The sequence below is a fragment of the Occallatibacter sp. genome (assembly GCF_049510455.1).
In the GTDB taxonomy this organism is placed as follows: Bacteria; Acidobacteriota; Terriglobia; order Terriglobales; family Acidobacteriaceae; genus Telmatobacter.
Genome location: NZ_JBEKYX010000047.1, coordinates 1 through 14,809 on the forward strand (window position 1 = coordinate 1; position 14,809 = coordinate 14,809).

At 57.4% G+C, this 14,809-nt stretch carries 11 protein-coding genes and 1 tRNA gene; 4 read left to right on the top strand and 8 right to left on the bottom strand.

The window, feature by feature from the left end:
- Positions 1-821: FG-GAP repeat domain-containing protein (locus ABSG47_RS10220; protein ID WP_424169478.1), on the bottom strand; the 821-nt coding region annotated here is incomplete at its 3' end.
- Between the two features lie 104 nt (positions 822-925).
- Here ABSG47_RS10220 and ABSG47_RS10225 point away from each other — a divergent pair.
- Positions 926-1,882: a tetratricopeptide repeat protein gene (locus ABSG47_RS10225; protein WP_424169480.1), complete on the top strand. Its 957-nt coding sequence runs from the start codon at positions 926-928 to the stop codon at positions 1,880-1,882.
- Between the two features lie 33 nt (positions 1,883-1,915).
- Here ABSG47_RS10225 and ABSG47_RS10230 read toward each other — a convergent pair whose 3' ends face one another.
- The 5 genes from ABSG47_RS10230 to ABSG47_RS10250 all read right to left on the bottom strand — a co-directional run bounded on the left by ABSG47_RS10230 (position 1,916) and on the right by ABSG47_RS10250 (position 8,721).
- Positions 1,916-2,995 (bottom strand): glycoside hydrolase family 43 protein, encoded by a 1,080-nt coding sequence (locus ABSG47_RS10230; RefSeq protein WP_424169482.1) that lies wholly within the window; start codon positions 2,993-2,995, stop codon positions 1,916-1,918.
- A gap of 71 nt (positions 2,996-3,066) precedes the next feature.
- Entirely contained in the window at positions 3,067-4,233 is a 1,167-nt protein-coding gene (locus ABSG47_RS10235; protein ID WP_424169484.1) for a tetratricopeptide repeat protein, read from the bottom strand.
- Positions 4,234-4,347: 114 nt separating this feature from the next.
- Positions 4,348-7,521 carry an outer membrane beta-barrel protein gene (locus ABSG47_RS10240; RefSeq protein WP_424169486.1) on the bottom strand — a complete coding sequence of 1,058 codons (3,174 nt, stop codon included), beginning with the start codon at positions 7,519-7,521 and terminating at the stop codon, positions 4,348-4,350.
- 198 nt (positions 7,522-7,719) lie between these two features.
- The gene (locus tag ABSG47_RS10245) at positions 7,720-8,208 is read right to left on the bottom strand and encodes a carboxypeptidase-like regulatory domain-containing protein (RefSeq protein WP_424169488.1); all 489 of its coding nucleotides are present in this window, start codon (positions 8,206-8,208) and stop codon (positions 7,720-7,722) included.
- 435 nt (positions 8,209-8,643) lie between these two features.
- A tRNA-Val gene (locus tag ABSG47_RS10250) sits at positions 8,644-8,721 on the bottom strand.
- 427 nt (positions 8,722-9,148) lie between these two features.
- On the opposite strand from ABSG47_RS10250, the gene ABSG47_RS10255 reads away from it, so the two are divergent.
- From ABSG47_RS10255 to ABSG47_RS10265, 3 genes are read left to right on the top strand one after another with little or no spacing between them, the layout of a single operon-like run.
- Complete coding sequence (locus ABSG47_RS10255) at positions 9,149-9,820, top strand: RNA polymerase sigma factor (protein WP_424169490.1); 672 nt, start codon at positions 9,149-9,151, stop codon at positions 9,818-9,820.
- A gap of 47 nt (positions 9,821-9,867) precedes the next feature.
- Positions 9,868-10,380 carry a hypothetical protein gene (locus ABSG47_RS10260; RefSeq protein WP_424169492.1) on the top strand — a complete coding sequence of 171 codons (513 nt, stop codon included), beginning with the start codon at positions 9,868-9,870 and terminating at the stop codon, positions 10,378-10,380.
- Between the two features lie 37 nt (positions 10,381-10,417).
- Positions 10,418-11,278 (top strand): DUF3106 domain-containing protein, encoded by an 861-nt coding sequence (locus ABSG47_RS10265; RefSeq protein WP_424169494.1) that lies wholly within the window; start codon positions 10,418-10,420, stop codon positions 11,276-11,278.
- 79 nt (positions 11,279-11,357) lie between these two features.
- Here the strand turns inward: ABSG47_RS10265 and ABSG47_RS10270 are convergent, their stop codons facing one another.
- Positions 11,358-12,317: an aldo/keto reductase gene (locus ABSG47_RS10270; RefSeq protein ID WP_424169496.1), complete on the bottom strand. Its 960-nt coding sequence runs from the start codon at positions 12,315-12,317 to the stop codon at positions 11,358-11,360.
- Positions 12,318-12,428: 111 nt separating this feature from the next.
- Positions 12,429-14,672, bottom strand: coding sequence for a glycoside hydrolase family 3 C-terminal domain-containing protein (locus ABSG47_RS10275; protein WP_424169498.1), 2,244 nt, complete (start codon positions 14,670-14,672; stop codon positions 12,429-12,431).
- Positions 14,673-14,809 lie beyond the last annotated feature (137 nt).

Here is a 14,809-nt window from a genome sequence, read left to right on the forward strand (position 1 = left end):
TAGTCACCGATGGCGATTCCCAATGCTTTGCCGGGTTTATCGAGGCCGAGTTTGTGCGCTTCTTTGGTAAAGTGGCCGTTGCCGTCATTGTGATAAACAAGCATCGAGATTGGATCAAACACATCGGGGTGGCAGTAGCCGCGATTCTCCGGCGGCCCGCACCACTTATCATCCCAGTCCCACGTGACGTAGCGCAGAACCACCAGATCGAGCAGACCGTCGTTGTCGAGATCGACCCATGCGGCGCTTGAAGACCAGCCGCTGCCAGCCACGCCTGCGGCGGCCGTTACGTCGGTGAAGGTGCAGTTGCCGTTGTTATGGTAGAGATGGTTGCCGCCATACCCGGTGACAAATAAATCTTCGTGACCATCGTTGTCGTAGTCGGCGGCGGCCACGCCCATGCCATATCCCACACCAGCCAGTCCGGCTTTCTCCGTGATGTCCTCGAAGCTGCTGTCATTCTTCTGGTGGTAGAGACGGTTCCAGTATTCCGGTCCGGTTTTCTGCGGAATTGTTCCCTTGGGCGTGGGGTCCGCAAAGGGAGCGCCGTTAACCAGAAACAAATCCAGCCGCCCGTCGTCGTCACAGTCAAAGAGAGCCACACCCGAACCCATCGTCTCCAGCAGATATTTGCGGGAGGTATGCGGGGCCTGATGCAGAAAATGCACGCCTGATTGTTCCGTGACCTCTACGAAATGCCCCGGCACAGTCGCAGCGGGCCCGGCAGCGGAAGAGCCAGCCTGCGCATGCAGCCCAGCGCAACAGGCGCAGGCAATCGCCCCCCACATCAACGTCGCACGGCAATGTCTGCTTGCTTTCATTGCGTATATTTTGCATCTCTAAGCTTATTGCGGTCGATGTCAGCAGATGATCCTATCTGAAATAATCATCCACACATGCCATGCAATGGAATGAGGCAATCACGATGCGGTCCCTGCAGTCGACAAAGGCTGCGATGGCGCTTCTGCTGGTGGCCTCAGCGCTTACTGTGTTGACGCAGCCTGTCTCCGCGCAACAGCCGTCGTCCAAAACAGTACAGCCGGGAGGCATTTCGCTGGGGAACGAAACCGTTGCGCCTCCTGATCCCTCGCTGGTGGAAAAAGAAGCGAGGCTTCGTGCCAGCCTGCTGCAAAATCTGCAATCGGACGATACGCTCTACGAGCTCGCGCTCGTGTTGCGTCAGGAGAACAAGCCTCGCGAATCGCTTGAAACCTACACGCGCGCCGCGCAATTACAGAAACCCAATACTGAGCAGCTTCGATCCGTTGCGCTGGATTACGTGATGCTCGATGACTACGATGATGCCGAGCGCTGGCTGCGTGTCGCCCTCGCTATGGAACCCAGCAATACGGAAATTCTCTATAGCCTTGGCCGCTGCCTCTACACCAAGAATCTCTTCCCCGAGGCGGAAAAGATTTATCTTCGGTTGCTTGCGCTTGATCCTGCAAATCTTAAAGCGGAAGAAAATCTTGGACTCACCTATGATGCGCAAAACGATCCGCAGAAGGCCGAAAAAGCCTTGCGCACGGCTGTGCAATGGGCGAAAGAACGCGGTTTGCAGGACCCCTGGCCTTATCTCGACCTGGGAATTGTACTTCTGGATGAGGCCCGTTCCGCTGACGCGCGGCCTTTTCTCGAAAAGGCCGTGGAGCTTGGTCCGAAGTCTGCGTGGGCGCATGAAAAGCTGGGCATGGCCCTGGTTGCCAATGGAGACTCGGCGCGTGGTATTCGCGAACTGCAGCTCGCCGCCGGTCTCGCCCCGAATGATCCGAAGGTGCATTTTGAACTAGGCCATGCGTACCGCGTTGCCGGCCAGCAGGACAAGGCCCGCGCAGAGTTTGATCTCAGCAAGTCCCTTTATGGGGAGCACAGTCAGAACTAAGCAACCGCCGTGAAAGCCGGCATTCGTCAGTAATTACCGTGCCGGCTTCGCGATGGGCTGGCCAGCGGGAAGCGCGGGACCGAAGTTGGGTGTGCCGTCCGAGTTCCAAGTAAATGGCTGAATGCGAGGCGAGCGTTGCGGACCGCAGCCCTGCCCTTTTTGTGAATTAGCGTGGTAGATGATCCAGTCCTGCTTACCGTCCGGCGACTGGAAGAAACCGTTGTGGCCGGTGGCGTAGACGCCCGCTTCGGGGTTCTGGTGGAAGAACGGATGGTCATACTTCTGCCAGGATTTTGCGTCGAGCAGATTGTTGCCGACGCCGGCATGAAGCACACCAAGCGCATAGTAGTCAGTCCAGCAGGCAGAGGCTGAGTAGACGAGGAAGACATCCTGGTTGTGGATGAGAATCTCCGGGCCTTCGTTCACGTTGAGATGAGGCATCGACGGCCGGTTGAGTAAATCGCCCACCTCTTCCCACGCATACTGCGGGCGCGAGAGTAGTGTGCGCTCGGAGTCGATGGTCCAGGGGTTCTTCAGGTGCGCGATGAAGATGTCCTGCTCGCCGTCATGGTCACCCTCCCAGCCGGACCAGATCATGTACTTCTGGCCGTGAATCTCGAAGGCAGATGCATCAATCGCCCACTTGTTGGTGCGATCTGTGACTTGGCCTTTGAATGTCCATTCGCCCTGCATGGGGTCTTCGGAAGGATTTTCGATGACGTAAATGCGATGGGTTTCGTTCGTGCCTGCGTCAGCGGCAAAGTAGATGTACCACTTGTTGTCAAAACGATGTACCTCAGGAGCCCAGATCTCATGGCTGTAAGGGCCAGTGGCGGGCGGAGTCCAGACGACACGCTTCTGAGCGTTGGCAAGATCAGAAATCTCCGGCGTAGCGCGGAGCATGAGATTATCGCCGGTCGTAGCCATGAAATAGTAGATGCCTTTGTAATACATGACCCATGGATCGGGGCCGGAAGGAAGCAAGGGGTTCGCAAAAGTGTTGGCTTTCGGTGAAGCAGGCTGCTGCGCGGCGATATAGATAGCGGAGCCAAGGGAGATTACAAGCAGAAGAGCGGCTTGAAAGATACGATTCATCAGAGTGTGAATTGACATGGCTGAACACCTTTCGGGAAGCTGCCAACGATTCCGATACAGAGAGCGAAGAGCAGAGACGGAAAAGCCATTTATGGCGGAGGCTGCGATGTGTTGGCCGATGACGACGGTGTCGCGTGCGTGCGGCCATCACTTTGCTGAAGCTCCTGCTGAGCTTCTTCGTTGCGGCCCAGGCGCGCCAGCGAGAGACCCCGATAGTAGTGCGGACGACTGTAGGCAGGGTCAGATTTTTCGGCGCGAGCGAGAAGCTGTTCGGCAGCGGCATAGTCTTTGCTGCGGAATGCAAGTTCTCCCAGACCGGTGAGCGCGCCAGCGTGGTTAGGGTCACATGCGAGGACACGCTCAAAGAGCGGCTTGGCTTCGTCATCGTGATGCGCATCAAGCGCAATCTGCCCAAGCTGATAGTAGGACTCAGTCTGCCGGGGTTGCAGGCGGATGAAAGCTTCAAACTCGCGGCGGGCGTCTTCCGTACGCAGCAGCGCGGCGTATGTATATCCAAGCCCGTAATGCGCGGTCGCATCGTTGGGGCGGAGAGCGAGATAAGCTTTGTAGTCGCGCTCAGCCTCGGCCATGTGCTGCTGTTCGGTTTCGAGCCGTGCGAGCGCATACAAGATAGCGGGGTTGGTGGAATCGAGCTTTTTCGCGGTGTGCAGAGCTTCGTCGGCTTCAGGGAGCTGGTTGAGCTCGAATGCCTGAAGGCCACGATCTAACTGCAGCTCATGTGAGTCGGGAAGTTTTTCGCAGGCATGGCGCAGCGCAATGAGTGCAAGATCCGGATGGTTGTCGCGGCGGCTTGTGACGGCGAGCTCAGTGGCGGCCGTGGTTTCTCCTTTGCGGGCTGCGACATTGCGCGGTTCCTGCGCGAGGATGGTTTCAAAACGATCCATGGCTTCGGGATCGAGGTGCTGTGAGAGCAGGATCTCGCCGACCGCTAGATTGGCGGGGATGGAGTTTGGATCTGCGGCGAGGGCCTGAGTAAAGGTCTGGCCTGCTTCCTCTGTCCGGTGAAGGTCAAGCAGAATATCGCCAAGAAGAATCAGAGCTGGTGTGTCGCCAGGGTGCTGCTCGATATAAGGATGAAGAAGCGCAGCGGCTTCAGTGGGTTTGTGCTGCGCGCGAAGATGCTCGGCGCGACTGAGGATGGAGTCAACGGTGGAATTGGTTTGGGCGTGGGCCGCAGCTCCAAAGCCGGCGAGAATTAGCGCATAGAGAAAGCCGTAAAAGTATGAACCGGGCATGGAGTTTCATTTCCGCTCGGAGCTTGGTTCAGGGAATGATAGCAAGAAAAGCAAATTGCAAGGGAAAAGAGAAAAGCGGAGACAGCGTACGCTGTCTCCGCTTTTGGTTGCGGGCTAAAAGGTGACACGGCTGGATATCTGCAGGTTACGTGGACCGTAGTCCACAGCTGTAGGAATACCAAATCCGGTGCTCTGCGAGGAGTCGGTTGGCGAGAGATCCGGCAGGCCCATGCGGTGGCGGTTAAAGAGGTCGAAGGCTTCTCCCTTGAGCTGGAATGTGACCTTGTCCTTGACGTGGAAGTTTTTCATGAGGCTGACGTCCTCAGCCAGGTACATGGGACCGGTGATGGCCTCTGTGACGCGAGAGAGATTGCCAAACGCAAACGGAGCGAAGGAGCGGGGTGCTTGCGGAGTTCCGCAGCTCGGGGAGTACGGGCGAGCCCAGCCAACGCCTTCTCTGTTCTGGTCAATGAAGGCCGCTTGCGACATGGGAATGCCTGCATCCGATGGACCGTTTGTGCCGGCCACACGGTACTCAGGCTTGAACCAGGATTCCCCGTTAAAGACGCTGGGACCGTTCTTCTTCGAGCGGTATGCCGCGCTTGAGAAGTCCGTCGCGCCATTCGAAGCCGGTCCTGCGTCGAAGGTAATGCAGTTCTGGTAGTACGGAATACCAGTAGCGCAACCGAAATCAATCGGCTGGCCGCTGGAGTATCGCTGAATCGCGCCCAACTCCCATCCTCCTACGATGTAATCCAGGGCACGGTTTTGATTGAGCCATTTTCGCCCATGACCAAAGGGCAGCTCGTAAAGGTAACTGAGTGAGACCTGATGTCTCAGATCCTGAACGCCGACAGCCTTATCCATTTTTAGATCAGTGGAGTTCTGTGCCTGTTCGCGCTGATTGTTACTCGTGTAACTGAAGGGGATCAGCGAATCGGCATCCGTGAGGATCTTCGACCACGTATAAGAGGCTTGCAGATTGAAACCATCGCGGAATCGACGCTGCAATGAAGTCACCAGCGCGTGATACGAGGAGTGGCCAAGATTCTCCAGGCAGCAATCGTCTGCGACGTAGTCATACTGCGGGAACGGGCGAATCGACTGACCAATCGGGCCTGTGAACGTTGTGTATGGAGCAGCATATCCCTGGCTGGAACCACCTACGGGAATGTTGTACTGCGTGTTGCTCAACAGATCTCCGAGGGCGAATTGCGATGGGTTGATGTTGTTGAAGTTGGTGAGGAAGCCGGAGCGGAGGTTTTGCGCCACCTGGCCGATGTAACCGGCGGTGAAGATGAGGTCCTGAGCAATCTGATCCTGAAGCTGAAGGCTCCAGTTGCTGGTCATGGAAGGCCGGCCATCCTGCGCCCGGATCAGGTCACCTGCGACCGCTGTGAAGCTGCCGAGACCGTTTACGGCTGTCAGTTGCGTCGGATCGGTGTTGGGAGCATAGCTGTAATCCGGGAAACCGATGCTGGAGTTCTGCGGATCGGCAGGCGTGGTGGAGTCAAGCCGGAAGGCTGGTGTGAAGGCGCCGCCTTGTGTAGCCGTGCCGCCAAGCGCAACGCTCTTACTGATGTTGTAGCCCTGCAGCATGCTGCCGCCAAAGTCGTTATATTGCAAGGGGCCATAGATGATGGCGCCGCCGCCGCGCAGAGCCATCTTGCCGTTCGTATTTGGAAGCACCCAGGCAAACCCAACACGCGGAGCAATATCTTTGTGCCAGGTGTTTGCCCATTTGTTATTGCAATTGCAGTTGGTGCCGAAGACCAGTGCGCCAGGCAGATTACCGGCAGCGGCATCTGGAGCCGTGAAGCTGAAATCGGAGGTCCGGTCGTGTCCTTCCCGCCGGGGAATATCAAGGTCGTAGCGTATGCCTATATTGATGGTCAAATTACTGGTGACCTTGATGTCGTCCTGGAAAAAGCCTGCTGCGTACCAGGATTCCCAGCGTGGATTCACGTTGTATACCGTCTGGCCGGCTTGTCCCACTTCGCCAAGCAGGTAGCTGGCAAAAGGATTGCCCGAATAGCAGCAGGAGTTGCTCACACCAGACGTCTGGTCGCGGTAGAAGTTGAAATTATCCACGTTGTACAGGTTGGTGGAGTAATTCTGGTGCCGGTATTCGCCACCGAACCGGATGCTGTTTCTGCCCTTCACCCAGCTCAAAATGTCGTTGAAGCGAAGGCCGTTGTCGATATTGATGCCGTTCTGCTGCTGGCCCCATGTGGATAGCTGATCCGGGCTTGGGAATGCAATCGACGGATAAAACTTGGAAAAGTCGTTCGCGAGCCCAGCGGCTGCCGCCGTGTTTGACGTGTTGAACTCCGACGAGAGATTGACGCTGTTCGTTCGGTTGTATCCAACATTCAGATGGTTCAGCCAGTTGGGTGAAATGGAGAAATCCCAGCCGCCGCGGATGTAATGCGTCGTAAAGGTCTGAACATATCCGCTGTTACTGAAGGGCGCGGGAAAGTCAGGGGCCGCCGTCAGCTTGAAGTTCTGGCGCGTACTATATGTGCCGAATATTTTTTCCCGGTCGCCGAGGTTCTGATCAATACGAATCGTATACGTTGTGTTGTTGTTCGGCGCAACGCCAGTGTAGGCATAGTTGCCGAGATAGCCGTAGACATCCGTGCTTTGAGGCGTCTGGTTCGGCAGAGGCAGGCCCTTGTAAAGCGCCTGTGCTGTAGGACTGAAGAGAGATGTCGGAACCTGGTTGTTCGGATAGGGCGTTCGGCAAAAAACGCCTGGGCTCACCTGAGTTGTAGTCGTCGGATCATGGATCTGGTTGTATTGCACCGGCTGTCCCGTGCAGGGGTTCAACAGTACGGATTGGCCGTTGAAGTTTGTTCCGCCTGGAGCGTACCCGCCAAGGATATCGCTGAAATCGCCGGTACGCTCCGCTGCGGTGGGTACAGTGGAGACGGTCACACTGCCGGGAGTGAATTTATATTGCTCCCATCCAAAAAGGAAGAAGGTTCTGTTGTGGCCATTCCAGATATGGGGAATCCAGACAGGGCCGCTGAAGACGCCGCCGTAGTCGAACTTGCTGTCCTCAGGCTTGCTGTACGCACAGTCAATTTCAGAAACGCCCTGGCAGTTCTGCGCAATGTAGCCGTTATTGAACCAGTTGTTGGCGTCTAAGATGCGGTTCTTGACGATGGTATAAGCAATACCGTGGAAATCGTTGGTGCCGTTCTTGGTTGCGAAGCTTTCAATGCCCGAGGTGGTGCGTCCGAACTCGGCGGAGGGAGCCGAGGTCGTGACTTTGAACTCCTGCAAGGCCTCGATCGAGGGCGAGGTCTCGTCAAACGAGGAACCGTTTTCGCTGCGCTGGATGCTGGAGCCGTCGAGCAGAACCTCAGCGCCATAGGCCTGGCCGCCGGAGAGTCGCGAGAAGAAAACGCCATTGCCGGTGTTGCCAGTCGTTCCGCTGCCGGGGCCGGTGGTGCCGGGCAGAAGGAAGACAAAGACCTCTGGCTAGCGCAATCCGCCGACACCAGTAGCCAGCGAGAGCGGAAGGTCTTCAATCTGCTTGTTGGAGACGGTGCCGCTGATATCGGAGGATTCGGTTTCGATACGCAGACCGCTGGCGTCCACCGTGACGGTCTGGCTGACTTCGCCTACAGCGAGCTTGATATCCAAGGCGGTGGTACTGCTGATCTGCACAACCACACCGGTTTCCGTAGCCGTGGAGAAGCCCGGCGCCACAGCGGTAACTGTGTAGGCGCCCAGCGTGAGAGTGGGAAAGCGGTAGGCGCCGGCCGAGGTGGACTTAACTACAGCGACGATATGGGTGGCGTCGTTGGTTGCGGTGACGGTAGCGTTCGGAACAACCGCTCCGTTTGCGTCCTGAATGTTGCCGGCAAGAGAACCGCTCGAGATCTGGGCAGTTAGGTTGGCGGCGGCAGTTCCAGCCAGCAGAAATAGCAATAGCCAGCGGAAGGGGGTTCCTGCTTTTCTAGCCATTTTGGGCGTCTCCGAAGTAGTGCAGTGATTTTGATTTGATGTGAACCGTTTACTTTTAATGAAAACGCTTTCATATCATGAAAGACTGCACTCTGTTCGTTTGCTTTCGGGCCGATTTATCGGTCCCTGCTAATTTCGGGAAGACGTTATCTCAGCTTGAATTACGTTGTCAAGAGAATTAGGAAAGAGATTTGGCGGCGTGCCATAAAAGACAGCGATGCGCCGCAGGACCTGACTGAGACGCATCCATTTCAGTGTCTTTCGACACTACCTTCATGCGGGCAAAATGGAAGGAATGGTGGGTCTTGGAGGGCAATTCTCGAACTTTTTGGGAGTCTTAAGATTTGCGTTGGACTACTGGGATTTTCGCCGACCAGCGGGAGCCCGAATAGGCTGATGGCGTGCGAAACGCGCAGTTCACGGCATGAAGTGCAATGGTGGGCGGTGCAGGATTCGAACCTGCGACCTCCTGCGTGTGAAGCAGGCGCTCTAACCAGCTGAGACTAACCGCCCTGAAGGAACCTGCAATTGCGGTGTGCAGGCGCGCTTACCGCCTTGTTTTACACCCTTTGTGAGGGGGCCGGCGACACGGAAGCGCCGGATGCGGTCAACTGGTTTAGAGTAACACCAGCAGGCGCGTTCGGCCAATTTTTCCGGGCTGAAACCGGGCATCCGGTTGCGCTATGTACGTGAACGTATGTCATTTCGGGCTAGATCAATACGGGCTTCCAGCGACCTCTTCTCGAATGAGCCGGCGGGGCGAACCGGCAGCGGGCGTCCGCTCGGCGATCCGGGCCTTCTCGCAAGGACCGGTGGCGGAGGCGACCCTCGTTCTTCCAGCGCGGAGAATGAGCCGGAAGGCCTTATTTCAGAGGCAGAACCCGAAGCGAATTCATCTGAAAAGCCGCAACCTTCCCAATCAGGCGGGGTTACAGAAGATATGGCTACCCTGACCATCAATCCGGTTGTGGGAGCGAGCGGCGCTATAGGCTCGGCAGCGGGCCCGAATATGGGCGCGCATACGCCTTTGGAGGCGCTCGACCCAGCCAGCGACGCCGCGATCATGCTTCGCGTGGCTGCCGGGGATGAGTCTGGCTTTAATTACCTGGTGACGAAGTATCACCGGGCGATGGTGCATTTTCTCTACCGGATGGTTCGTACCCAGGCGGTAGCCGAAGAACTGGCGCAAGAGGTCTTTCTGCGGGTTTACCGTTCGCGGGAGAGCTATCGCGCTGAAGCCAAGTTCACGACGTGGCTTTACCGTATTGCCACGAATCTGGCGGTGAACCACGCGCGGGATACCCGGCACGAGCGCGCGGCGCAGAATGTGTATCTGGATGTGCCGGATGAAGAGACGGGCATGACGCCGGAGATTGCCGACGACGAGCTCAATGTGGAGCAGCGGATTCTGCGCGACGAGCGCATGGCCGCCATTCGCAATCACGTGATGGCGCTGCCAGAGAGGCAGCGCATGGCCGTGCTGATGCATAAGTATCAGGGGCTGGACTACCGGCAGATCGGCGAGGTGCTGAAGCTGAGCGAGTCGGCCACCAAGTCATTGTTGTTTCGCGCGTATCAGACGTTGCGCGAGAAGCTGAAGGAATTCGTATAACGACGGCAGCAGGATGCCGTATTTATCAGGGAAGTGGGGTGATGGTCATGACGGAGAACAAGACAATGTGCGCGGAGATGGAGACGAAGCTGGCGGATATGCTGCTCGATCCCGAATCTGTACCCGCCGCGGTGAAGGCCCACGTGGACGCCTGCGAAGGCTGCCGTGAAGAGCTTACAGCCCTGCGCGCCGCTATGAGTGTCATGGATGCGTGGCAGGCGCCCGAACCCAATCCCTACTTCATGACCCGCTTTGAAGCCCGCCTGCGCGAGGAGAAAAATGCGCCGCGCGCAGGCTGGTTTGAGCGGCTGCGGGATCGCTGGCTTCTCAATCCGCAACAGCTCCATGCGCGTCCACTGGCTGCTATGGCGCTCACGGTGGCCGTGCTTGTGGGCGGCGGTGCGTATTTGAATTCGTACTGGGAACAGCCCCCGACGCCCACGCCGCAGACGGCGGTGGTGAAGGATTTGCAGACGCTGGACTCCAATGCTCAGCTGCTCGATCAGCTTGAGTCCATTTCCGCTACCGATCAGCAGGATAACGGCCCGGCGCAGGATTAAGCTGCCGGAATAAGAAAGGCTCTACGGGGAAAGGGAAGTGACGATCGCCGCCAATACGGGTTTTGTGCGCCGCGCGGTCCGGGCAGTTGCCGGGACCGTGGCAATGGCTGCGCTATGCCTTTCCCCGGCGTGGGCTCGTGGTGGATTCTGGGGCGGTTCGCAGCATTCAACCCCGCGTCCCTCCGCTCCTCGTTCGGCTCCGGCTCCTCGCGCCTCCGCGCCGCGGCAATCCCAACCGCGCGGTGGAAATGTGCCGCATGCTCCCGGTGTCGGGCAGAGTCCGCAAACTCATCCGCAGCAGCCCGGAAATCAGCCGGGCGGCAATCCCTATTCCGGCGTTGCTCCTGTCCGTCCGGCCTATCCGGGCGCCTCTCAGGGGTATTCGGGTTATCCGACGGCGCGCCCTGCCTATCCGGGTGCGAACGCGGGAGCATATCGTTCGCCGTATGCAGGCCCCAACACTGCGCCTCCGGGCCATCTGCAGTCCTGGCTCAATGACCATCGCAACACGCCAGTCCGAAACCAGGAAGAAATTCTTCGCAACGATCCCGGCTTCCGCCGGCTGCCCTCCGGCGAGCAGCAGCGGCTGATTCAGCAACTGCACAATGTCAACGGCATGGATGAAGCCGAGCGCCAGCGCCGCCTTGCCCGCAATGAGATGCTGGAGCGGCTGAGCCCGCAGGAGCGCATGCATGTGAATCAGTCCATGCAAGCGTGGAGGACGCTTCCCGCAGACCGCCAGGCCATGATGCGGAATGCCTTCCATGATCTGCGAGCCGTACCGCCCGATCAGCGCGCCACGGTATTGAACTCGGCCCGCTACCAGAACCAGTTCAACCTGCAGGAGCGTGGTATTTTGAGTGACGTGCTGCGCGCGGAGCCGTATTCGCCGCAATAAGGCAGGAACCCAATAAGGCAGGCAACAAAATGGGCCGCGATCATGATAGATCGCGGCCCATTTTGTTTCCTGCCATTTTTTACGCTGCCACTGGCGCGCTCACTTCATCCAGTTCACGAATGCTCGCTTGATCCAGCTTCAGATTTGCCGCCGCAATCAGGTCGTCCAGGTGTTTGTCATTCGTCGCGCTGGCAATTGGAGCAGTCACTCCCGGCTGCGCCAGGAGCCATGCCAGCGCCACCTGACTCGGCGTGGACTTATGCCGATCTGCAACCTCGGCCAGCAAATTTACCACCGCAAAGCCTCGGTCATTCAGGTATTTCTTCACCATGCCGCCACGCGCCGCATTAGCCGCGTCCTCCGGCTTGCGATATTTGCCGGTCAGGAATCCCGCAGCCAGCGAGAAATACGGAATCACGCCAAGCTGGTACTTTTCCACCACCGGCAGCAGATCCGACTCAAACGGAAGCCGTTCCACCAGGTTGTAATGCGGCTGCAGCGACACATAAGCCGCAAGATCATTCTTCTGGCTGGTTTCAAGCGCCTTTGTCAGCCGTTCCCCGGTGTAATTTGAAGCGCCAATGTAACGTACCTTGCCGGCTTCGATGAGCTTGTCAAAGGCCCTCAGCGTCTCTTCCAGCGGCGTTGCTTCATCATCCTTGTGCGCCTGGTAAAGATCAATGGTATCCGTCTGCAGGCGCTTCAACGATGCATCCACCGCTTGTGCAATGTAGGCCGGACTCAGCCCCTTCTTGTCATCGCCCAAATCCATGCCCACCTTGGTGGCCAGAATCACATCCTTGCGCCGGCCGCTCTTTGCAAACCACTTGCCCAGGATCGTTTCCGATTCGCCGCCCGTATGGCCCGGAGCCCATCGCGAATACACATCCGCCGTATCGACAAAGTTCAGACCCGCATCCACTGCGCGGTCGAGTTGATGAAATGTATCTGCCTCTGAAAGTGTCCAGCCAAAAACATTGCCGCCCAGAGTAATGGGCGGAACCTCTGGCCCGTTGTTGCCAAGCTTCCGTTTCTGCATAACAATTTCTCCTCCGACGGTTATCGGATGCTACGAGCCGCCATGCGGATGCCGCGCTTTACCTGCGGCGCTTCGAATTGCGGGACAGTTGTTTGAGTAAGCTTCAGCTTTTTACTTCAAGGTTAGTTTTTCCTTCAGCCGAATATCCCGCGGAGAAGCTGCAATCTGCACTTCAAACTCACCCGGATCAGCAACCCAGGTTCTCTTTTCCGGGCTCCAGTAAGACAGCGCTGCGCGATCAATGGTGAACTCAACCGTCTTCGTCTCGCCCGGCTGCAGCTCCACGCGTTCAAAGCCCTTCAACTCATGTACAGGCCGGTCAATCTTCGAGTGGCCGTCGTGAATGTAGAGCTGTACCACCTCTGCGCCTGCGCGCGAGCCCGTGTTCTTGATGTCTACGTGGACGGGATAGTCCATCGTCCCAGCTTTTTCCACGGGCTTGTCCAGATGAACTTGCGTGAAAATTTGCAGGTTGCTGTATGCAAACGTTGTATAGCTCAACCCAAATCCAAACGGAAACTGCGGCTCCACATTCTTTGTGTCAAAGTAGCGATACCCAACGTAAATGCCCTCGGCATAATCCACCTTGAGGTCTTTACCGGGATAGTTCGCCGCAGCGGGCGAGTCTTCAAAGCTCTTGGGGAATGTCACCGGCAGCTTGCCCGAAGGGTTCGCATCGCCAAACAAAATCGCAGACAATGCATGACCACCCTCCTGCCCGCCGTACCACATATCCAGCAGAGCAGGCGTCTTGTCGATCCACTTCGTCATCGTGACTGGATCGCCGGTATTCAGCACCACAATTGTCCGCGGATTCGCCTTCTCCACAGCTTCAATCAACTCATCCTGTCCGGCAGGCAAATCCATCGTCTTCACATCAAAGCCTTCGCCTTCGAGCTTCGGATACCGGCCCACCACAACCACGGCTACATCCGATTTTTTTGCTGCATCTACTGCTTCGCTTAACGCTTTAGCCCGCGCTTCCGGCGTATCCTGCGCAGAGTCCTCGCCCTCCATCCCAACACCTAGCGCATAGTTCACCGTCACGCCGCTGCCCGCTTTCTCCTTAATCCCATCCAGCGGCGCAACCACATACTTCGACTTCACTAGCGAGCTTCCGCCGCCGCCTGTCCGTGCGATGCCCGCGTTTGGCCCGATCACCGCAATCGAATGAATCTTCGTTGCATCGAGCGGCAGCAATCCGCCCTCATTCTTCAAGAGCACAATGCCTTCGGTCGCGCCCTGCAGCGCAATCGCCCGATGCTCCGGCGTGTCGGGATCACCGCTCGCCACATGCGGATGATCGAAAATCCCACTCAAAAAGATGACACGCAGAATGCGGCTCACGTTGTCGTTGATAGTGGCCTCGGAAATTATTCCAGCCTTCACCTCAGCCAAAACCTTCCCCGGCACCAGCCATCCATCGCCGTTGCCAGACTTCAGCGTTTCCGGCCGCGCCATCCATGCCTTCATCGGTGGGCCGCCCGGCATCTCAAGATCCATCCCGGCATTCACCGTCGGCGCAGTGGAATAAGTCGAACCCCAGTCGGAAATCACGAAGCCTTTGAAGCCAAATTCCTTCTTCAGCACGTCTGTCAGCAGGTACGAATTCTCAGCGCAATGCACGCCATTGATGAGGTTGTAAGCACTCATCACGTTCCATGCATGTCCCTCCTGCACAGCAGCCTTGAACGCCGGCAGATAAATCTCATGCAAGGCGCGCTCGCTGATGTGCGCGTCGATCCGATGCCGTTCAAACTCCTCGTTATTGACCGCAAAGTGCTTGACCGAAGGAATGACACCCTCATTTTGCACGCCCTTCACATACGCAATCGCGAGCTGTCCGCTGAGATATGGATCTTCACCATAGCCTTCAAAGTTTCGCCCCCACAGCGGAACGCGGTTGATGTTCACAGTCGGGCCGAGGATCATGTCGCGGCCCAGCGCCTTTACTTCCTGTCCAATCGCGTGAGCCTCCTTGTGTACCAGCCCCACGTCCCACGTGGAGGCCATGGCAATGCCGGAAGGGAATGCCGTCGAAAGCACTTTCACGGGGTTTGCCGCAGCATTCGTTACCGCGGAGCTGCCCGCCCACGACCGCACGCCCAACGGCCCATCCGCCATCTTGATCGCCGGAATCCCCAGCCGCTCAATCGGCATGGATTCCATCCAGCCCGATCCTGCAAGCATTGAAGCTTTCTCTTCGAGCGTCATGCGGCTTAGCAGGTCCGCGACGCGCTGCTCGACGGGCGTTGCGGGATTTTTGTATGGAGCATTGGCCGAAACAGGTGCTTGTGCGGGAAGCAGCACAGCGGAGACTACGGCGGCAAAAAAGCAAATGGAAATACGACACATAAGTGTGTGGGTTCCTCTGGCGCTTCAAAATTTCGCTTTAAAATCCGCGCCCATCTTAGCTCAATGTGCAAACCTCCAACAAATCCGCCGCGCGGGCTGCAACCCCACAATAGACTGGCAAGACTAGCCGCGAGGAC